Origin of the sequence: Streptomyces sp. NPDC102274 (assembly GCF_044766385.1) — a bacterium.
Taxonomy (GTDB): Bacteria; Actinomycetota; Actinomycetes; order Streptomycetales; family Streptomycetaceae; genus Streptomyces.
This window is the reverse complement of sequence record NZ_JBIWLW010000012.1, coordinates 69,184-93,612: the sequence shown is the minus strand read 5'-3', so window position 1 is coordinate 93,612 and position 24,429 is coordinate 69,184. Positions and strand designations below refer to the sequence as shown.

Annotated in this window: 24 protein-coding genes; 11 read left to right on the top strand and 13 right to left on the bottom strand. The window is 67.1% G+C overall.

Annotated features, from left to right (window positions below; genetic code table 11):
- Nucleotides 1-252: 252 nt before the first annotated feature.
- The 3 genes from ACIRQP_RS18560 to ACIRQP_RS18550 form a co-directional block, all read right to left on the bottom strand.
- The gene (locus ACIRQP_RS18560; protein ID WP_403890870.1) at nucleotides 253-1,905 is read right to left on the bottom strand and encodes a thiamine pyrophosphate-binding protein; all 1,653 of its coding nucleotides are present in this window, start codon (nucleotides 1,903-1,905) and stop codon (nucleotides 253-255) included.
- 444 nt (nucleotides 1,906-2,349) lie between these two features.
- On the bottom strand, nucleotides 2,350-3,231 hold the full coding sequence (locus ACIRQP_RS18555) for a hypothetical protein (RefSeq protein ID WP_403890867.1): 882 nt from the start codon (nucleotides 3,229-3,231) through the stop codon (nucleotides 2,350-2,352).
- A gap of 208 nt (nucleotides 3,232-3,439) precedes the next feature.
- Nucleotides 3,440-3,676: a hypothetical protein gene (locus tag ACIRQP_RS18550; RefSeq protein WP_403890864.1), complete on the bottom strand. Its 237-nt coding sequence runs from the start codon at nucleotides 3,674-3,676 to the stop codon at nucleotides 3,440-3,442.
- 455 nt (nucleotides 3,677-4,131) lie between these two features.
- Between ACIRQP_RS18550 and ACIRQP_RS18545 the strand changes: the two genes are divergently transcribed.
- From ACIRQP_RS18545 to ACIRQP_RS18530, 4 genes are all read left to right on the top strand, one after another.
- Nucleotides 4,132-4,254 carry a hypothetical protein gene (locus ACIRQP_RS18545; RefSeq protein ID WP_403890861.1) on the top strand — a complete coding sequence of 41 codons (123 nt, stop codon included), beginning with the start codon at nucleotides 4,132-4,134 and terminating at the stop codon, nucleotides 4,252-4,254.
- A 164-nt stretch (nucleotides 4,255-4,418) separates the two neighbouring features.
- Entirely contained in the window at nucleotides 4,419-5,153 is a 735-nt protein-coding gene (locus ACIRQP_RS18540; protein WP_403890858.1) for a hypothetical protein, read from the top strand.
- Between the two features lie 23 nt (nucleotides 5,154-5,176).
- The gene (locus ACIRQP_RS18535) at nucleotides 5,177-6,400 is read left to right on the top strand and encodes a sensor histidine kinase (RefSeq protein WP_403890855.1); all 1,224 of its coding nucleotides are present in this window, start codon (nucleotides 5,177-5,179) and stop codon (nucleotides 6,398-6,400) included.
- Between the two features lie 11 nt (nucleotides 6,401-6,411).
- Nucleotides 6,412-7,098: a response regulator gene (locus ACIRQP_RS18530; RefSeq protein WP_403890852.1), complete on the top strand. Its 687-nt coding sequence runs from the start codon at nucleotides 6,412-6,414 to the stop codon at nucleotides 7,096-7,098.
- 221 nt (nucleotides 7,099-7,319) lie between these two features.
- Here ACIRQP_RS18530 and ACIRQP_RS18525 read toward each other — a convergent pair whose 3' ends face one another.
- Complete coding sequence (locus ACIRQP_RS18525) at nucleotides 7,320-7,943, bottom strand: DUF998 domain-containing protein (RefSeq protein WP_403890849.1); 624 nt, start codon at nucleotides 7,941-7,943, stop codon at nucleotides 7,320-7,322.
- A gap of 284 nt (nucleotides 7,944-8,227) precedes the next feature.
- On the opposite strand from ACIRQP_RS18525, the gene ACIRQP_RS18520 reads away from it, so the two are divergent.
- A complete protein-coding gene (locus ACIRQP_RS18520; protein WP_403890846.1) occupies nucleotides 8,228-8,404 on the top strand; it encodes a hypothetical protein in 177 nt (58 codons plus the stop codon).
- A 126-nt stretch (nucleotides 8,405-8,530) separates the two neighbouring features.
- Here the strand turns inward: ACIRQP_RS18520 and ACIRQP_RS18515 are convergent, their stop codons facing one another.
- Nucleotides 8,531-8,713, bottom strand: a complete 183-nt coding sequence (locus ACIRQP_RS18515) for a hypothetical protein (protein WP_403890843.1) — start codon at nucleotides 8,711-8,713, stop codon at nucleotides 8,531-8,533.
- Nucleotides 8,714-8,980: 267 nt separating this feature from the next.
- Here ACIRQP_RS18515 and ACIRQP_RS18510 point away from each other — a divergent pair, with 267 nt between their 5' ends.
- A complete protein-coding gene (locus ACIRQP_RS18510) occupies nucleotides 8,981-11,065 on the top strand; it encodes a SpoIIE family protein phosphatase (RefSeq protein WP_403890841.1) in 2,085 nt (694 codons plus the stop codon).
- Nucleotides 11,066-11,400: 335 nt separating this feature from the next.
- Nucleotides 11,401-12,351, top strand: a complete 951-nt coding sequence (locus ACIRQP_RS18505) for an SDR family NAD(P)-dependent oxidoreductase (protein ID WP_403890838.1) — start codon at nucleotides 11,401-11,403, stop codon at nucleotides 12,349-12,351.
- Between the two features lie 185 nt (nucleotides 12,352-12,536).
- Here the strand turns inward: ACIRQP_RS18505 and ACIRQP_RS18500 are convergent, their stop codons facing one another.
- Nucleotides 12,537-13,286 carry an SDR family NAD(P)-dependent oxidoreductase gene (locus ACIRQP_RS18500; protein ID WP_403890834.1) on the bottom strand — a complete coding sequence of 250 codons (750 nt, stop codon included), beginning with the start codon at nucleotides 13,284-13,286 and terminating at the stop codon, nucleotides 12,537-12,539.
- Nucleotides 13,287-13,379: 93 nt separating this feature from the next.
- Between ACIRQP_RS18500 and ACIRQP_RS18495 the strand changes: the two genes are divergently transcribed.
- Nucleotides 13,380-13,988, top strand: a complete 609-nt coding sequence (locus tag ACIRQP_RS18495) for a TetR/AcrR family transcriptional regulator (protein ID WP_403890831.1) — start codon at nucleotides 13,380-13,382, stop codon at nucleotides 13,986-13,988.
- Nucleotides 13,989-14,374: 386 nt separating this feature from the next.
- Here ACIRQP_RS18495 and ACIRQP_RS18490 read toward each other — a convergent pair whose 3' ends face one another.
- Nucleotides 14,375-15,700: an aspartate aminotransferase family protein gene (locus ACIRQP_RS18490; protein ID WP_403890828.1), complete on the bottom strand. Its 1,326-nt coding sequence runs from the start codon at nucleotides 15,698-15,700 to the stop codon at nucleotides 14,375-14,377.
- Nucleotides 15,701-15,789: 89 nt separating this feature from the next.
- On the opposite strand from ACIRQP_RS18490, the gene ACIRQP_RS18485 reads away from it, so the two are divergent.
- Nucleotides 15,790-16,695: a LysR family transcriptional regulator gene (locus ACIRQP_RS18485; protein WP_403891203.1), complete on the top strand. Its 906-nt coding sequence runs from the start codon at nucleotides 15,790-15,792 to the stop codon at nucleotides 16,693-16,695.
- A gap of 97 nt (nucleotides 16,696-16,792) precedes the next feature.
- Here the strand turns inward: ACIRQP_RS18485 and ACIRQP_RS18480 are convergent, their stop codons facing one another.
- The 3 genes from ACIRQP_RS18480 to ACIRQP_RS18470 form a co-directional block, all read right to left on the bottom strand.
- A complete protein-coding gene (locus tag ACIRQP_RS18480) occupies nucleotides 16,793-17,704 on the bottom strand; it encodes a geranyl diphosphate 2-C-methyltransferase (RefSeq protein ID WP_403890825.1) in 912 nt (303 codons plus the stop codon).
- A 5-nt stretch (nucleotides 17,705-17,709) separates the two neighbouring features.
- The gene (locus ACIRQP_RS18475) at nucleotides 17,710-19,056 is read right to left on the bottom strand and encodes a family 2 encapsulin nanocompartment cargo protein terpene cyclase (protein WP_403890822.1); all 1,347 of its coding nucleotides are present in this window, start codon (nucleotides 19,054-19,056) and stop codon (nucleotides 17,710-17,712) included.
- A gap of 90 nt (nucleotides 19,057-19,146) precedes the next feature.
- Nucleotides 19,147-20,559, bottom strand: a complete 1,413-nt coding sequence (locus tag ACIRQP_RS18470) for a family 2B encapsulin nanocompartment shell protein (protein ID WP_403890819.1) — start codon at nucleotides 20,557-20,559, stop codon at nucleotides 19,147-19,149.
- Nucleotides 20,560-21,171: 612 nt separating this feature from the next.
- On the opposite strand from ACIRQP_RS18470, the gene ACIRQP_RS18465 reads away from it, so the two are divergent.
- On the top strand, nucleotides 21,172-21,804 hold the full coding sequence (locus ACIRQP_RS18465; protein ID WP_403890816.1) for an isochorismatase family protein: 633 nt from the start codon (nucleotides 21,172-21,174) through the stop codon (nucleotides 21,802-21,804).
- A 173-nt stretch (nucleotides 21,805-21,977) separates the two neighbouring features.
- Here ACIRQP_RS18465 and ACIRQP_RS18460 read toward each other — a convergent pair whose 3' ends face one another.
- Both ACIRQP_RS18460 and ACIRQP_RS18455 read right to left on the bottom strand, forming a co-directional pair.
- Nucleotides 21,978-22,388, bottom strand: coding sequence for a hypothetical protein (locus ACIRQP_RS18460; RefSeq protein WP_403890814.1), 411 nt, complete (start codon nucleotides 22,386-22,388; stop codon nucleotides 21,978-21,980).
- Nucleotides 22,389-22,614: 226 nt separating this feature from the next.
- Nucleotides 22,615-23,004, bottom strand: coding sequence for a VOC family protein (locus tag ACIRQP_RS18455; protein ID WP_403890812.1), 390 nt, complete (start codon nucleotides 23,002-23,004; stop codon nucleotides 22,615-22,617).
- A 129-nt stretch (nucleotides 23,005-23,133) separates the two neighbouring features.
- On the opposite strand from ACIRQP_RS18455, the gene ACIRQP_RS18450 reads away from it, so the two are divergent.
- On the top strand, nucleotides 23,134-23,532 hold the full coding sequence (locus ACIRQP_RS18450; protein ID WP_403890809.1) for a winged helix-turn-helix transcriptional regulator: 399 nt from the start codon (nucleotides 23,134-23,136) through the stop codon (nucleotides 23,530-23,532).
- Nucleotides 23,533-23,856: 324 nt separating this feature from the next.
- On the opposite strand, the gene ACIRQP_RS18445 is transcribed toward ACIRQP_RS18450, so the two are convergent.
- Nucleotides 23,857-24,402: an ester cyclase gene (locus ACIRQP_RS18445; RefSeq protein WP_403890806.1), complete on the bottom strand. Its 546-nt coding sequence runs from the start codon at nucleotides 24,400-24,402 to the stop codon at nucleotides 23,857-23,859.
- Between the last annotated feature and the right edge of the window lie 27 nt (nucleotides 24,403-24,429).

Below are 24,429 nucleotides of genomic sequence, written 5' to 3'. Positions count from 1 at the left end.
GAAGACTCCTTCGCCGGTCCGCACACCAGGCGCCGCGGTTGCTCCGAACGCTTCGCATCCAGCGACCCGAAATCGTCACCTCACGGTGGACACCTGCGCGTAGCTCCCACGGGGGACAGACCCGACCGGCCGGTCGAAGCCGTCAGAACGAGCCGGCGTCTGGTACTCCCGGTTGCGATTTGCTGTCGCCGCTGGTCAGACGAGCAGGCGAGCAGGCCGGCAGGCACGGCCGGGATCGTTCAAGGACAACCCTCAGCTCAGATGCTTGGCGATCTCCCAGCTGATCGCCAGTTCGACATCACCGTTGATGCGTACGTCGACCACGACCGGGCCGTCCTCGACGGCCAGCGCCCTGTCGATCTCGCCGAGGTCATCAGGCGTACGCACCGTGAAGCCCTTGGCCCCGAAGCCGGCCGCCAGTTTCGCGAAGTCGGGCTCCGGCATATCGGCGTAGGACGGGTTCAGCTTCTTGTGGATCAGATCATGCTTTTCCTGGCCCACCGCGTTGTCGTTGAACACGATCACCGTGAGCGGCAGCTTGTAACGCACAGCCGTCTGGAAATCAGCGACGTTCATCATGAACGAGGCATCCGCGGTCACATGTGTGACGCGCTCTCCCGGGCGCGCGAAACAGGCACCGATCGCGATGCCCAGTCCCTGGCCGATGGCACCGAAATCCCAGCCGATGCTCCAGTTCTCCGCGCGTGGCACGGTGAGGACCTTCATACAGACCATGCCCGCGTGGCCGCCGTCCAGCACCAGAATGCGGTCGTCCTTCGGCAGCGCGTCCTCAAGGTGGAGAGCCGCCCGCCGCGGATCCGTCGCGTCTCCGTCGGTGAACCGCACGCTCCGCAGTTTCCTGTCCTGTTCCTGGATCCGCTGTACGAGTCCGGCGTCGGGCCGACGTGCGGCCATGGTCTCGCTGAGCCGGTCCGCCAGGGCCGACACGGCCGTTCTGGCATCCGCCGTCATGCCGACCGCGACGCGGGCGAACCAGCCGAAAGCATCGGGCCGGTCATCGATCTGGATGATCCTCTTCCCGTTTTCCAGGATCTTTCCGAAGTGGGTCGTCCATTCGTTCAGGCTGGCGCCGACGACCACCATCACATCGCTCTCGGTGAGGGTGTTCACCGTCAGATCCGAACCCAGGCCACCACTGATTCCCAGGTACTGCGGATAATCCGCACAGAATCCGGAGGCGAGAACGGAGACGGCGACGGGCGCGCCGAGATGCCCGGCCAGTCTGCGGATCTCGGGCTCCGCCTGGGCAATTCTCGCGCCGAGTCCACAGAGAATTGTCGGGCGCCGGGCCGAAGCGAGCAGCTCGGCCGCCTCTTCGATATCCTGCGTACGCGGTGGCTGGAGAGAATGGGAACAGTACATGGGCCGGTACGACCAGCCGGGGTCCGGCATTTCCGTCTGCTGGATGTCCTGGGGCAGGTTCAGGATGAACGGCCCTTTCCGTACCTTGATCTGACGGAATGCCTCACCCAGGCAGTAGTCCATGTTGTGGACGGAATCCAGTCGAACGGTGGCTTCGGTCGTGAGTTTGGCGAGCGCCGGCTGGTCCACCATCCCCTGCGGGTTGTACGGGTCGCGCAGGGAAGCATGCCCGGCGACCACCATCAGGGGTGTGCGATGGAGCCTCGCGGCCACCAGCGAGGTCGTGGCGTTGGTGTAGCCCGGCCCCTGGGTGACCGACGCGAGACCGGGCCTGCCACTGAACCGTGCGTACCCGTCGGCCATGCCGACGGCGCTGGATTCATGGTGTGCGTGCACGAAGGTCGCGCCATACCGTTCGCCCAGGTCTACGATCACGTCCTGATTCGCGTCCCCCATCACGGCAAACAAGTGGTCGAGCCCCTCTGCGGCGATTGCTTCGGTGACGGCCTGGAATGCCTTCATCGGGGCTTTCCCTTTCGGTTCGATTCATGTGAACCAACAGCCGCACTGCTTGAGGGATGTCGGTCCGCCAGTGTCCTGATCGACCACGGTGTTCGCCGGCACACTGCGCACCACAGGTATTTCCTCGTCGAGCGATTCGCCGCACCGTCGCCGGAGAGCCAGAGGGTAATACGCACCTTCACCTCGAACCTCGATGACAGGGGGCGGTGACTTCCCACGGTCCTGACCTGGTACCGAATCGGCGTAACCCCGCGTGCCGCTCCGACGGCAGGCTGGGCTTCCTCGGGCTGACCTCCCCCGGGCTGGGCTTCCTCGGGCCTGACGGATCACACGGCGCATCGCGGTACCGGCACCGCGGCGGAATACCGCGCGGAATGGACGGTGCGTCACGGCAACCCGAGCGGCGCACTCGCAGACCTTCGCGGCCCCGCCGGAAGACAGCCCTTAGGAAGTGCCGGAGCCGGAGAGTTCCTTGAGTACGACGGTTGCCGCGGTCAGTTCCGGCACCTGCGCGGCCAGCGTCCGTCCGTCGGCGCTGTGCACGTACACCGTGTTGTAGCAAAGGCCCCCGCCCTTGTCCTTCGGGAAAGGCAGCCCACCGATCCGCCAGTCGCCGCTCCACGGCAGATGCCCGCCGTCCCCGTCGTAGATCCCCTCGCGCGTCAGCGTCAGCTCACCGATCGACACCTTGCCCTCCCGGTCGAAGATCTCGCGGATCCGCCGGATGATCCGCTCCCGGGTACGGTCCACGATCAAGGCCGACAGTTCCTCCTGCCTCGGCGACCCGGCGAGCGTCAACCGTTCCTCCGTGCCCTCCAGGCCCAGCTCGCAGAAGGCCAGAAGAGTTCGCGCACCGACGCCCGGGAGGGTCGGCCCGGGAATGGTGATCTCCTGGCGATGCCATACGACTCGTACCGCTTTCCACGGGATCACCAGCCGCCCGGTGTCGGTCACGACCGTCAGTCCGTCCGTGTGCACCCGGTAAGGCCGCCGCCGCGGCGGGAACGATCGCTCCAGAGCACCCGGGTCGGGCTGGTCGCCGCCGTACAACTCCAGCAACGTACCGTGCTGTTCGTCCGAGTCCGCGTCCTCGTATGCGGGTGCGGGCGGTGGCTCGCCCAGCGGGTTGAGCAGCGGCCGGCGGGCTTGCTCCTGGGCCTCGAGGGCGCGGTTCTGGCGGTGGCCCGCGAGGCCGAGGGCGGCCATCACCCCACCCCCCGCGATCAGTGCCGCCCCGCTGCCCCACGCGAACTGGATCCCCACCCAGACCCCGGCGGCCACCAGCAACGTGCCGACGGCGATGAACCCGGCCAGCATGCGGCGCATGACGCCTCCTCATGATCCGTGGCTGCGACTCGGCTTCTGTGACTCAGCTGACGAAGTCTACGAACGCACCCACGTTCCAGGGGTGAAGAAAAGGTGAGGGCAGGAAGGGGCGGGCCGTACGCACGTGCGGTCCATGTACCCGACGACGACATGGACCCCTCCTCTGGAGAAGCCGAGGGCCAGACCTCCGTTTCAACGGCAGAGTGGTTCAGCCCGGCAGCGGCTTCCACGTCGAGTCGCCCGGCTGCTTGCCCGCCGGTGGGTAGTCGCAGTCGATACCGCTGACCTCTCGGTCGCCGTCCGAGTCGACCACGGCGACACCTGTGCAGGCTCTGCCGTGCTCGTCGGTCCAGGTGACGGCCTCGCTGCTGTCGGCGCAGCCCGCGAGGAGCAGCGTGCCCGTGACCATCAGTCCGGCGAGCGCAGTCGTGCGACGAACCCTCATGTGATCCCCCACGATGTCGATCCTCGTGACACAGGACGGCGTGCCCCGCGTCAACAACGTCTCCAGCCTTGATACCGCTGGGAGGTGAACGCGTCGCCAACGGACCGTCACAGCTGCTGGCCGGTCGGCTTGTCCCCTCCTGGAGCGAACATGCTTCCGTCCGCACGCGGGCCGACTCACGAACGTCCTCGCTCCTGGGAAATCGCCGAGCTGCGAGGGTTAACTGTAGGTGGGGCCACGAGGGTTCAGCACGTTGAGTCCCTGGAAATGCGCATGCCGTCCAGCCGTCCTCCGGTGACCCTGAACGAGGAGTTCGGCGGGAGATATGCCGTGCTACCGGTGGTGGTCCAGCGGATGTGGGGTCCAGCGAAGCTGAGGACAAAAGCCACAACGGCCCACTTCTGACTCTTGAACACACGATGGGGCCATCACGCGTGCACCTCAAAGTCGTTGGTGTGGTGACGACTTGTGGCACCTGGGCGGGTTGGGGCGTGATCTCGATCGAGCGGGACGGCGCACCCGCGAACTGGAACCGTACACCGACCCAGTGGGGCACCGATCTGCCGAACTGGGCCTGAACGGTGGCGAGGGAAGCCGTACACCCGGCGCATGGGCGAGGTGGCCGGTCGGCGGATCGGACCGGAGGCGCACACGAGGCAAGTCGGTCCGACCACGGTCCGATCCGAAAGAGTGGTCCGTGCTCCGACGACGCGGCGCGTGCCGCGGCAGCATCGTTGGCCCCATGACCGTCACGAATCCGTCAACCGCCGTTCCGAACCCTGCCCTTCCCGGGCGCTGGGTGAGCGGCGCATCCCTCGTCGTCGGGCCCTTGCTGGTGCTCGTCGGCGTACTCCTGCGCCTGCGCTTCGACTTCTTTTTCCCCGCGCAACTGAGCGCGTACGAGCACCATCCGGACCTCGTGGCGGCCTCGTACAGTTTTGCTGTCGCCGGGTGGGTTCTGCTCTGGCCCGGCGTCGCGTTCCTGGCCGTGAGGATCGGCGAGAGCTTCCGGGAACTGGCCGTGTGGGGCGGCGTGCTCACCGTTCTCGGCCTGTTCGCCCGGACGTTTCACGCCGGCGTGGACCACCTGGCCTTCCAACTGGTGGCCGTCCAGGGGCCGGCATCGGCGACACGAACGGTGAGCGAGACCTACGGCGCGTTCCACATCTTCAGCACGCTCAACGCCGCCATCATGGGCGGCTGGGTCCTGCTGGCCATCGGCGCGTACCGCTCCCGGGTGTTCGGACGGCTGCGTGCGGCGGCCCTGGCTCTGGCGTCGGCGATGCCGCTGGGGGTGCTGAAGGGAACGACCCCGTGGTCGGTCGCTGCTGCCGCGGGGCTGTGCATCGCGCTCGTTCCCCTCGGTATGGCCGCGTTGCGTGACGGGCCCACCCCGCGAGCTGTCACGGTCGCCGGAAGGCTTCTCCTGGTGGGCGCCGTGGGCACCGCGATGTACTTCTTCGGGCAGGCCGGATGAGCGGCCCTCGGTATCGTCGAGCGATGCACATGGCGCGATGGCACCTCCGGACAGGCGCGCACCTGCTGGCGCTCGACACCTGCGTGGCGGCCATCGTGGCAGCCGCGTACGTGGTGCTGGCCGGCCAGGACGCCTCCGACGGCTTGCCTCGCTTTTCCGGCCCCATGTGGGTGGGCTGGCTGGTGGCCGTCTGTGTGGGAACGCCACTGGCTGTTCGACGCCTGTGGCCCCTGCCCGTCCTTGCCGTGGTCCTGGGCGCTTCGGCAGCGGCGACGCTTCTCGACATCACCCGCGATCCCTACATTTCGGCGGCCTTGGCCCTCTACGCGGTGGGCCTCCTGGAGCCAACACGCCGGGCTTCGACGGCACTGGTCCTGGCCTTGGTCGTCTCGGCAGCCGCGGTCATCACCGGAGAGGCGGTACTGACACCGTCCGGTCCGTGGTTGGAGGCCGCTGGGACCGCCGTCCTCGTCTGGCTGGTGGTCGGTTCCGCGTGGGCCGCGGGCCGTGTCGTGAGTGAACGGCGAGCCCGAGCAGCCCGCAGGACCCGGCGCCTGGCCGAGGAGGGGCTGGCCGAGGAACGCCTGCGCATCGCCAGAGAGCTGCATGACATCGTCTCGCACAGCCTGAGCGTGATCGTCGTCAAGGCAGCGGTCGCCAATCATGTGGCCGAGGAACGTCCTCAGGAGACGCGCGACGCCATCCGGACGATCGAGCAGACCGGCCGGGAGGCGCTCACTGAAATGCGGCGCGCTCTGGGAGTGCTGCGCGGCGATACCGCAGGGCAGCGCACGCGAAGTCCCGGCTCGGCGGAGACGACTCCCCCTCCCGGACTGGACGACCTGCCGTCCCTCGTCAAACGTGCCGAGCAGGCGGGAATTCGTACCGGATTGCGCACCCAGCCGGCCGCGGCCCTCCCCACGGGGACGGCGCTGACCGTCTACCGAATCGTGCAGGAGGCGCTGACGAACGTGGTCAAGCACGCCGGCGAGGGAACGCACTGCCAGGTGACGATCACAGCGGATTCGCGTGGAGAGGTGCGTATCGAGGTGGTGGATGACGGAGCCGGGAAGGCGGCCGCGTCCGACCGGACGGATCTCAGGGGCGGTCACGGACTCGTGGGGATGCGCGAACGCGTGATGATGTACGGAGGGACGTTGGCCGTGGGGCCGCGGCCCGGCGGCGGATTCGCCGTATCGGCTCGTCTCCCGCCCGAACCTGCTCACGGCACGGCCACGAGTCGATAGGAGACGACCGCATGACCGAACCGATCCGGGTACTCGTCGCTGATGACCAGCCTCTGCTCCGAGGCAGCTTCCGTGTGCTCATCGACACCGCTCCCGGGCTGACCGCAGTGGGCGAGGCCGGCAACGGCGCCGAAGCCGTCGAGAGCGCGCGGCGGCTCCGCCCGGACGTGGTGCTGATGGACATCAGGATGCCCGGCATGGACGGCATCGAGGCGACACGGCGAATAGCCGGGTCTCCCGAGACGGCCGGGACACGCATCCTCATCCTCACTACCTTCGACCTTGACGAGTACGTCTACGGTGCGTTGCGGGCCGGGGCAGCCGGGTTCCTCCTCAAGGACACTTCCCCCGAGGCCTTGCTGACGGGCATCCGCACGGTCGCCGCCGGCGAGTCACTCCTCGCACCCTCGGTGACCCGACGCCTGATCGCCGAGTTCGCTCGTCTTCCCCATGCTCACCGTGCGTCGGACTCCTCTCTGGAGGACCTCACGGAGCGTGAGTGCGAGGTCTTGGTGCTCGTGGCACGCGGCCTCTCCAACGCCGGCATCGCCGAGTACCTCCACCTCAGCCATGGCACCGTCAAGACATACATCGGCCGACTGCTGAACAAGCTGCGGGCGCGTGATCGTGCACAACTAGTGATCAGCGCCTACGAGTCGGGGCTCATCACTGCCGCTCATCAATCGACTGATGGGTGAGCAAGATCGGAAAGCGGCGGTCCCCGGCCGGATCGGCGCCGGACTGACGCCGCGCACCCGCCGGGGATTACGGGACAGCCCCTGGATCCGACCTCGATGCCGCGCGGGCGGCCAATCGGGACCTGACCGGAGTTCTGAACCAACGCGGCTGAGTCAGTGGTCCCCGAGATCTCCGGATTCACTTTTCAGAAGGCCGAGGCCGGCCATCTTCAGGCTGTTCATCATCTACGAACTGCCTCTACGGCGCGCCCGGCCGGCATGGCATCGGACATACGGCTGGCCCGGCGGATGAGGCCATGAACACCGACAGCCAGCGTCCACATCAGGAGGGGAAAGGCCGCGACCCGTTCCATGCCTCCCATACCGAGGCCGAGGTAGTGGTGGGAGAGGAAGAGCCCGAGTGCCGTGATTGCTGTGATTCCCAGCAGGCAGGTCACCCAGCGCAGTGGCCTCGGTACGTGGTCTGCCAGGGCGAATCCCGCCAGGAGCAGACCGATGTTGCCCGTTCCCATGATGAGCAGAGCACCTAGGACGTGCTGGTTCTCGCTGACGTCCGCAGGGGCCAGCCCAGCCAGCACGAATCCCACACCGGCACCGGCCAACAGCAACCGAGCCACGGCCGCGGCCGGGCCTCTGCACCACAGAGCACCACCGGTCAGGGCGGCGCCAACGACGAGCAGCGCTCCGAGAGCGATGAATGAAACGTTCATCAGGCCGTGTTCGGGGGAGCAGATATACCGAGGCTTCGGGCTCCGACTGCACAGCGCAGTGAGCGTTGCCCAAGTCACCGATGTTGTTCCGCGCCCAACTGTATGGTCTCGACCAAGCCGACTCGGCAATCCCATGGATGACGAAGAACTGCACCACACCCACGATCCATGCGGAGTACCCGATCCGATCCTTCAACTGTCCACCTTCTGTCGCACGATTCCCGTGCGGACAGCGGATCACGCGGCGTCGGTCTCGGGCACTCCGGCAAGCCCTCTGGAACGAGGTCGGGCAGACCCCACTTGGCCTCGCCGCACGGCTTCGTCTTCCGAGCTCTGTCCGTGGCCCGAGCGCACCCTGGAGATGTGGATCTCCCTATGAGCAGCGGGCGTCATGGGCTGCTGACGGTGACGCGTGCGAGATGATCGCCGTCATCACCCGCGCCGGCCGCCGCGCCGCCCGCACGCCCGCCGATGCCATCGGCCACGCCGTGCACGCGCTCGTCGCCATCTATCGCGACGCCTGGGCGGCCAGCGCCGACCCCGAGGGCACCGAGCCCGGAATCATCGTGCACCAACTCAGCCCATACCGGGGATGAGGAGCAGGCCACGCTCCAGCCGCGTGCGCCCTCGACTGATATTGGGCGGTCGGTCGCCTCGGCGGCGTCAATTTCATTCTCTGCAACAAGCATGGCGCTCTCGAAGCGGAACGTATAGTACGGAGCTTACCTGCGGAAATTCTGGTTCTGGATATCGTATCCGGCGCACATCCAGAACGGCAGAAAACTATCCAGCGCATCTGGCGCATCAGGCCGCTGTGCCTGGATATTCTGCTTGACCAACCTTGCCGAGAACTGGGAAAATCCGCCCGCCATAATAGAGGCATCTTCAGGCTGGGATGGCGCCATACACGGGGCGGTAGGATGGTTGACTCGTGGGTGAGGTTGAGCGCGGCGTCGGCAGACTGTGGTTGTGACCGTCTTCGATCAACCTATGACTGGGCCGTTCGGACCCCCTTAGTACCTGCGCCGTCAACGATCCGGATTCGTTGCTGTGCCCGAGGTTGTGTAAGCGTGGAGCATAGAAGAGGAAATACCGCCTCGGCCCGTGCCCGGGCCGGAGTGGACCAAGCGCTGCTGGATGTCACACAGGCGACAGGAGCGCATGTGGGCGCTGTGTACCTGCTGGACCCGCAGGACCAGGTGCTGCGGATGGTCGTGGTCACGGGAGTGTCGGAGGTAATCGCGACGCCATGGTCCCGGGTGGCACTGGCCGCCCCCGTCCCGGTGGCCGAGGCGGCACGCGAATGCCAACTGGTGTGGCTGAGCAGTAACGAGGAACTTGCCCGTCGATATCCGCGCACAGCGCTCGCGTTCCCCTATCACATCGCGATGTGTGTGGCTCCCCTGGACACCGGGGCCGCCGGTTGTGGTGTGGTGCTTCTGTTGTGGCCCGGCACTCGCTCTGCCAAGCTCTCCGGCCAGGAGGAGCGCGAGATCACCGCGGCCGGCCGCCGAATGGGTCGGCTCGTGCAACAGGCTGCGGACAACGGAGATCCGATACAAGCGGAGACCGAATTGCGGAGGTTGGATCAATCGCCTCCTCCGGAAAGGGAAGAGACCGAAGCCCAAGCAGCTGTCGCCCTCACCGAGCGCTTGGAGGAAGGTCTTTGCGCCCTGGACCTGGATGGCCGTCTCACTTTCCTCAACAGCAAAGCCGCGGAGCTGCTCGGCGGCACCCGGCAGAGCCTGTTGGGGTCTCACCCTCTGCACGTCCTGCCCTGGCTCGATGATCCCGCCCATGAAAATGCCTATCTGGCGGCACTCTTCACCAGGCTCCCCACGTCGTTCACCGCTCTACGACCTCCCGATCACTGGCTGTCATTTCGCTTCCTTCCTGACATAACCGGCGTCAGTGTCTCGATCAGTCCCACTGACGCTCCCCCGGGAAGCGCTGACGCTCCCGCGGGCAGTACTGACGCGCCCGCGGGAAGTAACGTGCCGCCCCTGGCTCCCCCCAGTGGACCGGCCAGCGCCGGTGCCCTGTTCTATCTCCTGCATCTGGGCTCCGCCCTCACCACGGCTGTCGGGGTCGAAGACGTTACCCAGTCGGTTACCGACCAGATCATGCCCGTTGTCAACGCCCAGGGCCTGGCGCTGCTCACCGCCGACGAGGGAAGACTTCAGGTCCTCAGCTCCCACGGCTTCCCGCGGGAAGACGTGGACACCCTTGATAATTATCTGATGCGTTCCGATACTGCCAGTTCGCGGGTCATCGAAACGGGCCACCCGGCTTTCTTTCCGGACAATAAAGAGCTTCTCCGCTTGTATCCGAACATTTCTCTCTATAGAAAAATGGCCGCCTTTAGTTATCTTCCATTGATTGCATCCGGCCGCATCATCGGCTGCTGTGTCTTGGGTTACGACAGGCCCCATACCTTCACCATGGAAGAACGCGCTGCCCTTACCTCGCTCGCCGGAATGATCGCGCAGGCCCTGGAGCGGGCCCGTCTGTACGACACGAAGAGCCAAGTCGCGCGTGGTCTGCAAGCCGCTCTGCTCCCTCACGCTCTACCGCAGGTTCCAGGACTCGACGTCGCGGCCCGCTACCTCCCGGCGACCCAAGGCATGGATATCGGTGGAGATTTCTACGACTTCATCCGTTTCGATGCCACCACGGTGGCTGCCGTTATAGGCGACGTTCAGGGCCACAATGTCAGCGCCGCCGCGCTCATGGGACAGCTCCGTACCGCCGTCCGCAGTCAGGCCAGCGTCGGCACGCCTCCCGAAGAAGTCCTGGCGCGGACCAACCGTCTGCTTACGGACCTGAACTCGCATCTGTTCGCCAGCTGTCTCTACGCCCAACTCGACTTGCGGAACGGAACGGCGTATTTGTCCACGGCCGGTCACTTGCCGCCGATTCTGCGCCATCCGGACGGCCGAACCGAAATCCTTGACCTACCAGCGGGACTTGTCCTCGGCGTCGAGCCCGATGCCGAGTATGTGACTACCGAAGTCCAACTGCCGCCCGGCGCTGTGCTCACTTTTTACACCGACGGTCTGATCGAAAGGCCAAGTACCGACCTGGGGGATGCCATCGATGAGCTTGCCGACGAGTTGGCCGGAGCCGATCCCATGGCCTTGGACAGGCTCGCCGACGCTCTGATCGGACGGGCACGGCTCGCAGCTCAAGGAAACGACGACATCGCACTCCTGCTCATCAGTCCGCAGAAAAGAAAGTGGGACGGTGAGGCTGTGTAAGGGCTGTCAGGAGACGCTGTGTGCGGGGAGCGCCCACGGGCAGTGGTGACGCTCGATGTCGTCGCCGGCGGCCTATCCGACTGAGCGCTCCATCTGATAGCTGAGCACGTCAGTTGGCCGCTCTGGTGCTCGGCAACGGCAGGGAGCCATGTCACGCACCATCCGCTCTCTGTAATCGTTGAGCGGATATCGAATGGCTGTCGGTGTGTTGACGGCTATCTGTCGGTGACTTGTAGGTGGCTGCTGCGACCTTGAGATGCGGGTGGGCGCCACGCGTGCAGCTCGGGCCCCGCCCATACCCATCCAGTCACACTGAGCGTGAGGAACCTGCCGCCATGACCTCCGAATCCCAGACCCGGATATGGGACGTTCATCGTCTGCCACGTGCCGAGGGCAGGACCTTTCTGGTCACCGGTGGCAACGCGGGCATCGGCTACTTCGTCGCGGAGCAGCTCGCCGAAACCGGGGCCGACGTCGTGCTCGGCAGTCGGCACCCCACGAAGGCTGAAGCTGCCATGGCCTCGATCCGCTCCCGCGTCCCCGGCACGTACGTGCGCCACTGTCAGCTGGACCTCGCCGACCTGTCGTCTCTCCGGAACTCTGTGGACGCCCTGGAACTCGATCGCCTCGACGCGGTGGTCTACAACGCCGGGGTCGCGCTCGATGAACCGCCGCGTCGCGAAACCAAGGACGGCAACGAGCTCATGTTCGGGACCAACCACCTCGGCCACTTCGCGCTGACCCAGTGGCTGACACCCCTGCTGTCGGCCGCGCCGGCAGGACGCATCGTGACGGTCGGCAGCTTCGCGGCAAAGTCCGAACGACTGGACCTGGACGATCTGCAGTCCGCCGAGGACTACCGGCCGAAGCGCGCCTACGGGCGGTCGAAGCTGGCGCAGATGTACTTCGGCCTCGAACTCGACCGCCGTTTGCGGGCCACCGACAGCACGATGCTCAGTGTGGTGGTCCACCCTGGCGGCGCACTGGATTCCCTCACGCCCGACCGCCCGCCGGTGCACGTGAAGACTGTCGGTGAGCGACTGAGCGGCCTGCCCGCCGGCCTGGTCGTCCAGGGCAAGGACGCCGGAGCGTGGCCTGCGGTGCGGGCCGTCCTCGACCCGGAGGTGAGGGGAGGGCAGTTGTGGGGGCCGAGGCTCTTCGGCCTGCGGGGCAGGCCGCGGCCGGAGCCCCTCTACAGTCACCTGGCCGACACCGCGGTCGCGGCTCGCCTTTGGGACGCCAGCTGCGACCTGGCTGACGCCGACCCGAATCTCGGTCTCCCATAGGTCGACCTCAACTGCAAAGTCACCTACGACAAGTGCGCCACGGACCATTATGAGAGCCGAGCGGCAGCCGCAGCGGCGCGTCCGACTGGCCCGCCGAGGCGATCACCGCGTCGGGGGCGCCGTCCCGGATCGTTGCCGCTCCGGACGGCGCCACTGTTGATCGCGCGACGGATGTCGTGTGCGGGTCAGATCTGGTTCTCGCCGCCGTCGACGTACAGGTTGGCGCCGAGGATGAAGCTGCTCTGTTCGGAAGCGAGGAAAGCCACCACGTCGGCGACCTCGTCCGCGCGCCCGATCCGTCCGAGTGGGATACCTGCGGCGAATTGTGACTTGGTGACGGGCGTGTCCCCTGTAGCAGCCACGCCGTCGAGTCCAGGAGTGTCGATGGTGCCCGGGGAGATCGCGTTGACCCGGATGTTCCGGCCCTTGAGCTCGTTTGCCCAGGTCCGGGCGAAGGACCGGATCGCTGCCTTGGAGGCGGCATACGTGCCGAACGCCGCGACACCGTCATCGGCGCGCACCGAGGAGTTCAGGATCACCGATGCGCCGTCGTTGAGCAGCGGCAGCGCCTTCTGCACCGTGAACAATGTGCCCCGGACGTTGACGTCGAAGGTCTCGTCGAAGTGCTCCTCGGTGACCTGCTGCAGCGTCGCGAACGACGCGGCGGCGGCGTTGGCGAACAGCACGTCCAGGCCCCGGCCCCGGGCGCGGACCGTGTCGTACAGCCGGTCCAGGTCGGCCAGGTTCGAGATGTCGCCCGCCACCGCGGTGGCCCGTGCGGAGCCGATGGTCTCCACGGCCGCGTCCAGCGCGGTCTTACGTCGGCCGGTGATGAACACGTGCGCGCCCTCGGCTGCCAGCCGTACGGCGGTGGCCAGGCCGATGCCGGTGCTGCCCCCGGTGATGACGGCGGTCTTACCTTCAAGCTGTCCCATGCGAATATCCTCCCAAACTTCGGTACCGATCGGTACTGAATGAGACTTTAGCACTTCCGTACCGACCAGTGCGGAAGGGGTATGGTTGACGACATGGAGACCCACCAGAAGGCGCGGATCGGCCGACCGAGAGGCTTCGACGCGGACGAGGCCCTCGAACGCGCCATGCGGGTCTTCTGGGAACAGGGCTACGAAGGCGCCAGCCTCACCGACCTGACCAGTGCCATGGGCATCACCCGCACCAGCATGTACGCGGCCTTCGGCAACAAAGAGGACCTGTTCCGCAAGGCCCTGGAGCGTTACACCGAAGGCCCCGCCTCGTACGGGACCCGGGCCCTGCAAGAACCGACCGCCCGGCAGGTGGCCACCGCGTTCCTCAACGGCTCCGTCCGGGCCACCACCCGCCCCGGCAGTCCCACCGGATGCCTCGGCGTCCAAGGCTCCCTCGCCACCGGCTCCCCTGGAAGCAGCGCCCACGATGCCCTCGTCGTCTGGCGCAACGAGGCCACCTCCAGCCTCCGCGACCGGTTCCAGCAAGCTGTCCACGCAGGCGACCTGCCACCGGACGCCGATCCCGGACTGCTCGCCCGCTACATCATGACCGTGGCCAATGGCATCGCCGTCCAAGCCGCCAGCGGCACCACCCGCGACGAGCTGCAGCGGGTGGCCGACACGGCCCTACGAAACTGGCCGCCCGCCTGACAACCGCTGCGAGGCAAGACGCCGCTGATCGAGGGTGCGGCCCGAGGGGTCGGCATGGCGCCATGCGACGTCATGAACACACCGGGCCCATGGCGCTGCGCGCCATGCACGAGCTGGCCACCCGAACCTTCCCGGCGACCCGCTACCGGCACATAGGGGGCCTCACCTGGAGCTGGTGTCTGTTCCTCGACCGGGCCGACGAATGCCCGACGGCGGTGTGGACCGAAGGCGACCGCACGCCGGCCTGGGGCCGGCTGGAACTACCGGACAGCCTGATGCTCCAAGTCGACCCGGAACGCGCGGACTTGGCTCACGATGTCCTCGCCTCGGCCTCCGGAAGGGGGCACGTTCCGGGGGTGCGGTCGGCCGCCGCGATTCCGGCGTCGTCAGAGTTCGGCGCGGGCGTCGCCGATCGCCTGGTCCAAAATCGTCAAGCCGAGCGAAAGCTCGTCCTCGGTGGCGGTCAGCGGCGGCGCGATCCGCATGACTCCGCCCATACCGGGAAGCTGGACGATGTTCGTGTGCAGGCCGAGTTCGAGGCACCGTCGGGTGACCCGGGCGCCCAACTCGTCCGAGGTCTGCTTCGTCTCGCGGTCGACGACGAGTTCGAGCCCGGCCAGCATGCCCCGGCCACGGATGTCGCCGACGACCGTGTGGCGGCCGGCGATGTCCGCCAGGCCGTGGCGGAGAAACGCGCCGAGGGACCGTGCGCGCTCGTCGAGCTTGTCGTCGATCAGGACGTCGAGAACGGTGTTGCCGACCGCGGCCACCAGCGGATCGGCGACGTGCGTGGTGAAGAACAGGAATCCGCGCCTGTGCGCCTCCTGCTCGATCTCGGCGCTGGTCACCACGGCCGCGAGGGGCAGTCCGGCGCCGAGCGTCTTGGACAGCGTGAGGATGTCGGGGACGACGCCGTCACGCTCGAACGCGTACCAGGTTCCCGTGCGGCACAGGCCCGTCTGGGCCTCGTCGAGGATCAACAGCATGTCGCGTTCCCGGCACTTCTCTCGCAGCGCCGCGAAATACCCGACCGGCGGCTCGATGATTCCGCCCGAGCTCAGAATCGGTTCGACGAGGCACGCCGCCAGGCTGCCGGTCGACTGAGCGTCGATCAGGTCGAAGGCGAAGTCGAGCTGACGGTTCCAGTCCAGCGAACCGTCGGCCGCGGTGAAGTCGGGCCGGTACGCGTTCGGCACCGGGATGGCGAAATTGCCGGGCGCGGCCGGGCCGTAGCCCTTGCGCCCCGTGCTGTAGGTGGCGGAAGCGGCGGCCTGCGTCATGCCGTGCCAGGATCGCGCGAACGAGATGATCTCGTGTTTGCCGGTGACGAGCTTGGCCATCCGGATCGCGGCTTCATTCGATTCGGCGCCGGTGGTCAGCAGCAGCGCCTTCTCCAGCGGTGCGGGCAGTGTGTCGGCCAGCCGTCGGGCGAGGTCGACCACCGGACGGCTGAGCATGCCGCTGTAGAGGTGGTCGAGGGTCGCGACCTGCCGCTGGACGGTCGCGACGATCGCCGGGTGCGAGTGGCCGAGGAGCGCGCTCATCTGGCCGGAGGTGAAGTCGAGGATCTTCCGGCCGTCGGCGGTGAACAGGAAACTGCCGGCGGCGCGGTCGATGATCTCGCGGGTGAACTCGCCTCCGTAGCGGACGAGGTGCCTTTCGGCGTCGGCCCAGAAGGTTTCGGCGGACGGCGGAGTGGTCGAAGCAGCCATGCTTCCGACGGTAGGCCGCGCCGAGCGACACGTCCATCTCGCAATTCCGGCTTTCCTGTTCGGTGGAACCGCACAACAATAAGAGCGTGATGAACCCGTGGAGGCTCCGGCTGCTGAGCCGGCTGGATACGCTGGGCACCGTTCGGGCGGTCGCGAAAGCCGCCAACCTGAGCCCGTCGAACGTCTCCCAGCAGCTGGCCCTGCTGGAGGCCGAGACGCGCACACAGCTCCTGGAACGAACGGGACGCCGGGTGCGACTGACCCCGGCCGGGCTGATCCTGGCGCGGCGGGCGCGGGCGATCCTCGATCACATGGACGCCGTCGAGGCGGAGCTGCGCGGGTTCGACGAAGAGCCGGCCGGGCTGGTGAGGATGGGGGCGTTCCAGAGCGCGATTCACACCATGACCGTGCCGGCGGTGACCCGCCTGGCGCGCGAGCATCCGCGCCTCACCGTCGAGTTGCTGCAAATGGAACCGCACGAAAGCATGCCCGCCCTGCGCGGAGGCGACGCGGACATCATCATCACGACCACGAACTTTGACGAGCTCCCCTTGGGACCGGACCTCGACCTCGTGCCGCTGGCCACGGATCCGATCTTGCTGGTGGTACCGCCGGGGCATCCCGCGACCGGGCGCGGCACCGTGGACATCGCGGCCTACGCGGACGAGCCGTGGGCCTTCGACATGCCTCAGTCGTACATGGCGAATCTCGCGCTTCGCCTGTGCCGTCAATCGAGGTTCGAGCCACGGGTGGTGTGCCGGTTCAGCAACTACATGATGACCCTGCAACACGTCGAGGCGGGGCTGTCGATCGCGTTGCTGCCCGGCTTGGCGGTCGACCGCCGGTATCGCGTCGTCACCAGGGAACTCACGACTCCTGTGACGCGCACGATCACGGCGGTGATCCGTCGCAGCGCACCACCTCGCGCGGCGGTACGCGTCGTCCTGGACGCGCTGCGTCACCATCCCCACCCGCCGCTGCCGGGTAGCGAGTGATTGATCGAGTCCGGGGGACGGCCCTTGGCCAGGTGGCTCCGCTTCGGCCGACCCGCAAGGCCGGCCGAAGCAATACCGACCCCCTGGAATTGATTGTCTAGATTCGGTCCGCGGCGATCAGGAGGTACTGGAAAGAGCCGTCCTTGTAGGAGTTGATGAACGCTTCCTCAATGCCGGTGACCAGTGAAGACGTTGCCCGCAGTTCCCAGTAGGGCAGGGTCGCGGGAGTCAGGTCGATGACGGCCTGTGGCACGAGGCGGTGGTCGGCCATGGCGCGCAGGTATTCCCGGCGGGAGTGGATGTTGCATTCAAAGTGCGCGTTGATCTGCGATACCCACTTCGACGGCTGACCGTAACGCGGGTTCCAGCAGCCGGTGATGGTCACGTAGCGGCCACCGCTCGCAAGGACGCGGGAGTGCTCGGCGAAGAGGTCGTGCAGGTCGACGTACATGCTGGACTCGTTGTTCCACGAGGCCTTGGCCTGCCCGGTCTTGAAGGGCGTACCGAGCATGTTGCAGACGCGGGCGTGAACGTGGTCCTCGATGCCGAGTTCGCGGGCACGCCGGTTGGCGAAGTCGGCCTGCTTGGCCGACAGTGTGACGCCCTCCACCTTGCACCCGAAGCGCTGGTGGGCCATGACCATCGAGCCGCCGCGGCCGCAGCCGGCGTCCACGAGGGTGTCGTCGCGCTCGATGGAGCCGAGGTGGTCCAGGAGGAGTTCGGCCTGTGCCGATTCCAGTCGGTGGAGCTCGGCGATCAGCTTCTTCTCGTATGCGCTGTTCTCGGCGTTGCCCAGGGCGGCGTGGTCGACGTCTCCGATGCCGTAGTGGTGGTGGTAAAGGCCGTCGACATCGCCGAGACGCAGGTTCACCGGCCTCGCCTCGTGGTCCCAGTAGCGGGCGATGTCCCCCTGGTAGGGCGTCGCAGGGGACGGGATGAACACGGAGGTGCTCGTACCGGCGGCGACGGTGGTGGTGGTGCGCTCGGTGTTGGTCACAGATGAATCCATTCTTCTTACCAGAAGTCGGGCAGGCTGTAGCGATAGGTGTTGGTCTGGTGCCAGTAGTGGTTGCCGTCGACCCACGCGGCCACCCCCCGCAGGAAGCGCTGGACGCTCGGGACGGGGCAGGCGGCGGCCAGGGCGGCGGCTTCGGCTTCGAAGTCACGCATGAGGTCGTTGTGGACCTCGACCGCCTTGAGGTAGGCCTCGCGGTCGGAGATGGCCTCCCGTTCGGCGATCACCACCGGCAGGTTCAGGTGCCGGCCGGGGCTGGCGAGTTCCTTGGTGTACGAGTACAGGTCGTTCACGATGGTGGTGGCGTTCCCGGCGAGCGCGATGACCCGCTGCATGGCGGGCGGGGCGTGGAGGTCCGCCGGAAGTTCGTAGCCGCCGACGGTGTCGGTGATGGTGGGGCAGGGACGGAAGTTGTTGAACTGGCGCATCGCCAGGTATTCCCACACCTCAGGGACGTGGTCCTGCTGGGCCCAGGCGGCCTCGGCGAGGTACCCCATGTGCAGTCGGGCCATGTCGTGCCGGAACCGGTCGGCCTGGGAGGGACTGGCCTCTTGGAGGAAGTACTCCATGGCGGAGCGGTAGGCGCGTCGAGGCGCGTCCGAATGAAGCGACTCCGCCCACTGCCGCTGGTACTCCTTCGTCGTGTGCAAGGGGTCGAGGGCGGTGTGCGCCAGCAGAAGTCGTTCGCCCAAGCCGACGGGCGAGCCTCCGTGGTCCTCGCAGTAGCAGTCGTCCACCGCGTTCTCGGCGACCATCAGGCGCGTGGCGAGCATCAGGTGGTCGACGGTGGGAGCGTCCGGATGGCAGACGACCATGTAGCGCCCGACGGAGAAACCGTCGAACTGGTCTTCCCAGTCGTCGGGGTACAGGTCGACCTCGTCCAACGCCCAGGCTTTGATCTTGAGGCTGACCTCCTCCACCCGCACGGGGTCGGGCTCCGGCACCGGGTGGTGGTAGAGGCCCGGGATCGGATTGCCTTCCGTCGGCGTCGGCAGGGGCTCCTCGCGCCGGGCCAAGCGCAGGCTCGCCGTGCCCAGGCCGCTGGGGCCACGGAGGATCCGTTGAAGGTCGGGGGCCGGTGTCCGTACCTCGGCGGCGGGGACGTCCACGGAGGGCGGGGCGGGTGAGGAAGGTACGAGGGGCGGGCCGTCGGTGGCGGCCTTGACGTCGCGGACGCGGGCGGCGGCGTCGGCGAGGATGTACGCCCCGAGGTGGGAAGCGGCCGCCGGCAGGCTCGATTGCACAGGGAAGAGCTCAGGGTTGGGCATCCATGGCTCCTTGGTGGGGTGGGGTGGGTGTCCCGGTTTCCGGGCTCGCTTGTCCGGCCCGGCGGGTCCGGGTGACATAGCCGCCGGGCCGGGCGGGACGGGGCCTGGGGCGTGTTGCGAAGGTCCCGCCTGGCCTGCGGGCGGACGGCGCTACCTTCGCAACACGCCCTAGTCGTGCCTGCCGGCGATCTGCACGTTCTCCAATACACCGAGCGCGTCGGGCACAAGGACGGCGGCAGAGTAGTACGTGGTGACGAGGTAGGAGATGATCGACTTTTCGTCGATGCCCATGAAGCGCACCGACAGGCCCGGTTCGTACTCCTCCGGTAGGCCTGTCTGGCGCAGACCGATGACGCCCTGGTTGTCCTCGCCGATGCGCATGACGAGGATCGAGCTGGTCTTCTCCTTGGTGATGGGGATCTTGCCGCAGGGCAGGATCGGGACCCCGCGCCAGGCCGGGACCTGCTGTCCGCCGAGGTCGACGTGGTTCGGGTAGAGCCCGCGACGGTTGAACTCACGCCCGATCGCCGCGATCGTTCTGGGGTGGGCGAGGAAGAACTTGGAGCCGCGGCGGCGGCAGAGCAGCTCGTCGAGGTCGTCCGGGGTGGGCGGGCCCGAATGGGTCTGGATGCGCTGCTTGAAGTCGGCGTTGTGGAGCAGGCCGAACTCCCGGTTGTTGATCAGCTCGTGCTCCTGGCGCTCGCGCAGCGCCTCGATGGTGAGCCTGAGCTGCTCCTCGGTCTGGTTCATCGGCCCGTTGTAGAGGTCGGCGACCCTCGTGTGGACCCGCAGAATGGTCTGAGCGAGGGAGAGTTCGTACTCGCGCGGTTTCAGTTCGTAGTCGACGAACGCGCCGGGCAGTTCCGACTCGCCCGTGTGGCCGGCCGACATGGCGATCTCGGCCTCGCCGTGACGGTTCTGCCGCTTGAGGGGAAGCGAGCTGAACTGCTGGATGTGGGCCCGGAGGCTCGGCGCCGCGGACAGCACGGCGCCGAAGTCGGCGCGGGACAGGGTGAGCAGGGTGCCGGCGGTCTCGGCGGTGGCGGTGTAGTCCCACCGGGCGTCCGCGTCCAAGAGGGCGTTCTCACCGAACCGGTCGCCGTCGGCAAGTACGGCGACAGCGACCGCGTCGCCGTACTTGCCGACGGAGGTCTGGCTGATGCGGCCATGGGCGATCAGGTGGATGTGCTCGGCGGGCGTACCGCGCTCGACCAGTGTTTCGCCGGGACGGAAGTCGCGCTGGACGCACCGGTCGGCGATCGCGGTCAGCACCTCCACGTCCTCGAAGCCCTGGAGCAGGGCCAGTTCGCCGAGCTCGCGGGGGATCACCCGGACGTCGGCACCGTCCTGAACAAACTCGACGCGCCCGTCCCCGACGGTGTAGCTCAGCCGACGGTTTACCCGGTAGGCGCCGCCCTTGGTCTCCACCCAGGGGAGCATCCGCAGCAGCCAGCGAGAGGTGATCTCCTGCATCTGCGGGGCGGACTTGGTGGTCGTGGCAAGGTTACGGGCGGCCGCCGTGCCCAGGCTGGACTGCCGAGGCGGCTCCATCTGTGCTTCCGGGCTGGTATCAACAGTCATCGGTCGCGCTCTCCTTCATGCATAAAGGCGGTGGCCGACGGGCACGCGCGGCACCGGGAAAGAGGGATAAAGGGGGCAAACGTCTGGGAATTCGTCCAGATCTCGGGGAACAGTAACGGCCGGTGCAGCCGGTTCGCCCAGAGAAGCCGTTGCATTAACTCGATACGATGATCGTGCCTGGACGAGGTTTACCCGGCTGGCCGACGGTATTCAGAGCTCACCTCCAGGCGGTCAGGCAAGGACGGTCCGGCCGCCGGTGTGTGCGCAGGCCGCGTCCTCACACCGAAACTGCCGACGGGCAGCATCGTCCGACCGTCAATGACCGGTCGTGGCATCGCGCTGGAACTCCACCAGGCGGGTCGTGTCCGCCATGTTCCGTCCCGGGCTTCTGTACGACGATCCGGCCGGTGAAGGGCGATCGGGGATGGGTCGAGATGTAGTGGTTGTACACCACAAAGTCATTGGGGAAGACGGCCGTCGGGTTGAAGCCGTACAGGTCGATCGGTTTGCCATGGCTCTCGAGCGACGGGCCGTGGAGGATCCGGAGTAGTCACTGAAATTGACTATAAGTTTTGGTGATCAACTGATGATGGCGGTCAAGGAGAAGCTGTCATGTCCGATGGATCCAAATTCCTGGAGTTCCTCACGGCCGACAACGCGGCGGTTGTCCTGGTCGACCACCAGGTCGGCCTGTACAGCGGCGTACGTGACACAGGGCTTCTGGAACCGAAGCACAACGTGAGCACTCTGGGCCGCGCGGCGCAGGCACTCGGAGTTCCCACAGTCGTCACCACCACGGCAGCCGAGAGCATGTGGGGACCACTGATCCCCGAACTCGCCGACGTGCTGCCGAAGGGAATTGACGTCATCGACCGCAGCACGGTCAATGCCTGGCACGACAGCAGGGTACGCGCGCGGATCGAGGCGACAGGTCGCAAGAAGCTCATCTTCACGGGCATCTCGCTCGAGGTCTGCGCCGCGCTGCCGGCCATCGCCGCGGCCGCGGAGGGATACGACACGTACGTGGCCGTGGATGCCTCCGGCACGTTCTCCCAGACCAAGCGGGAGGGCGGTATCGCCCGCCTGCAGCAGGCGGGTGTGATCGTCAGCGACTACGCAACCCTGATGGTCGAGATCCTCGCCGACAACGCGTCGCCGGCGGCCGAGCAGGTCTACGCGGCACTCGACATGCCGTTCGCCGTGCTTGTCGGCCAGATCTCGGCTGCGTACGGCAAGAACAACTGACCAGCGGGCGAGGCACGCGCCCGGACCGGCGACTCGCACGCCGACAACGGGTCGTCAGGCCTGGGTATGCCGCGCCACGGACCGCGCGTTCCGCGTCTCCGGGTGTGCCGCGGCTCCACGCTGCACACCCACGGGCTTGACGGGCTGTCAGCGCGAGGGCCGGGGGAGGGGTTCTACTCGGGCTGCGTCACCGTCAGGGCCCACCGGATACTGTCCTGCGAGGCATCGATCCCCACCGTGAAGGATCCCCGCCGCACGACGCCCGCATCCATGGTCACCGAGCCCACGCCCGCACTGCCGGCAGGGCAGACCACCGCGAACTCGGCCACCCGCAGCTGCTGCGACTCCATCGTCACCACCACACTGCCTCCGCCCTCACAGGCCACGGTGAGCACGGTCGGCAATCCCTCCCACGCACCCCCCGACGCGGCTCCACCGTCTCCCGTCATCTCCTCCACCCACACCAAACCCTCCGGCCCGGGGTGAGGAAGAAGACCTCCGGCCGCCACAGCGGGCACGACTCCTGCCCCCGTCAGGCCGAACGCGGTCACCATCGCCACGATCACCATGTTCCTCGCACGCATCACGCCTGCCCCTCCCGATGGATTGTCATGTAACGAACAGTGTGTGTGAGGGGAGGTCCGCACGCATGAGTACGCACACTCATGACACCCGCACACTCATGACGTTCGCGCGTTGCGGCCCGGGGCCGGCCGGGCTTTGCCCGACCTGGCGGTTTACGTTCATACCGGGGCCGTGGGCGCACCGGGAAGCGGATCGGCGCTCGGTTCCATGAGCGCGGCGGTCCGTTTACGCGGCTTCTGCACCCCGGCCGTGCAGCCGGACCAGCTCCGGCGTCCACTCGACGTACTCGACCTCGGCACCGTCGGCATGCCGGGCGTAGAGGAACCGCCCCGTCGGGCCGCTCGTCATCGGGGTGGTGACGATGGCACCGGCGGTCTCCAGAGTCGTCCGGAGGGCATCGAGGTCCTCGACGACCACCGTGGCGGAGGCATGTGCGTACGCCGCGCGTTCCTCGGCCGGGCCCGCGATGACGAGGAAGTCGCCGATGGCCGCCAGCTCGACCGCGTGGAACGCCATCCGCAGATGCGGCTCGGCGCCGGTGAGCTGCTTGAGCAGTGGCAGCGCGTGGTCGAGGTCATCCGTCCACAGACGGGCGTAGGTCCTCAGGATCGTCACAAGTGGCTCCTTGCCAGGTCGGCCGCGGCAGGCGCGCCGAGGCACCCGCGGTTTCTTCCGGTAACCGGAAACCGTAGGTGAGTATGCTCTGACGTGGAAGAACGTACTTTCCGGTGAGAGGGGAACCTCGTGGTGACCAAACAGGTCAGCCGCATGCCCGAGGACGCCGATGTGATGCGCGCCGACTCCTTGGCCCGCGAGATCTACGTCGGTGTGGCCAATAAATGGGCGCTTCTGGTCATCAACGCCCTGGAGGACCGGACTCTGCGCTTCAGCGAGTTGCGGACGGCGGTGGACGGCGTCAGTCACAAGATGCTCACCCAGACCCTGCGTGGGCTCGAACGTGACGGTGTGGTGGACAGGACGGTGTACGCCACCGTGCCGCCGCGCGTCGACTACCGCCTCACGGAAGCCGGCCTGGCGTTGCGCGACACGGTCAACGGCATGTGCGCCTGGACCCGCCGGTACCTCGGCGAGATCGAGGCCGCTCGCCACCGCTATGACACCCGCGGTGACACCGCGCGGTAACCCGCCCCGACCTCGTCGAGCGGCTCCGCACCGGGGCGCGTACGTCTTCCCGGCGGAAGCCGAGTTCCTCGACCTGGCGGGCGGCGGTCTCCTCGGGGGCGAAGGCGGGTCTGACGAGGTGGCGGGCCGGGCCTACGCGCCGTGCGGGTTCGGAGATGTCGTCGAGTCCGTAGCCGGTGTCCACGAGAACGAGGCCGGTGCCGGTCTCGATGAGCAGGACGTGGCAGACCAGGTGCGTGGTGACGTAGCGCATGGTTCCGCAGTTGAGGTGGTGGACCTTCACAGGTGGGGTTCCGTGGGGTGGGGGCCACGGGCCGAGTCGACTCAGTCGGCGAGGGCGGGAGTTGCGGTGTTGACGAGGGTGGGGTGGGGCTCGTCGCCGGACATCTTCAGAAGGCCCTTGAGGCAGCGTGCGGCCAGGATCCAGTTCCTGGGGTTCTTCATGTTCAGGCCGCCGATGAGCTGTCGGAGCATGGTGAGGGTGTCGAAGTAGACGCGCTCGCAGACCAGTTGTTCGTGTTCGTCGAAGATGAAGTACGCGGTCATACGCACCCGGAAGCGGCTGCCCGTGGGCGGGATGGCGCCGAGGGGGCCGCGATGGGTGCCGCGCAGCCAGAACTCGGCGATCACGGCGTCGTCGCTGTGGCGCAGGGCGATGATCTCGTGATCCTGGTCGGGGAAGGCGACGCGGGTGTCGTGGTAGTAGCCGCGGACGGCGCGGTCGCCGTCATGGACGGTCATCGTGGAGATCAGCTCGTAGTGGGGGTGCGGGAATGTCGACAGAACGTCGTCCCACTCCTGGCGGACCTCGTCGTGAAAGTGATCGAGGACGAGTTTCTGACGCGCCGTGCGCACTTCTTCAGTGATCATGATCGTTCCGGCTTCTGCTCGGCCATG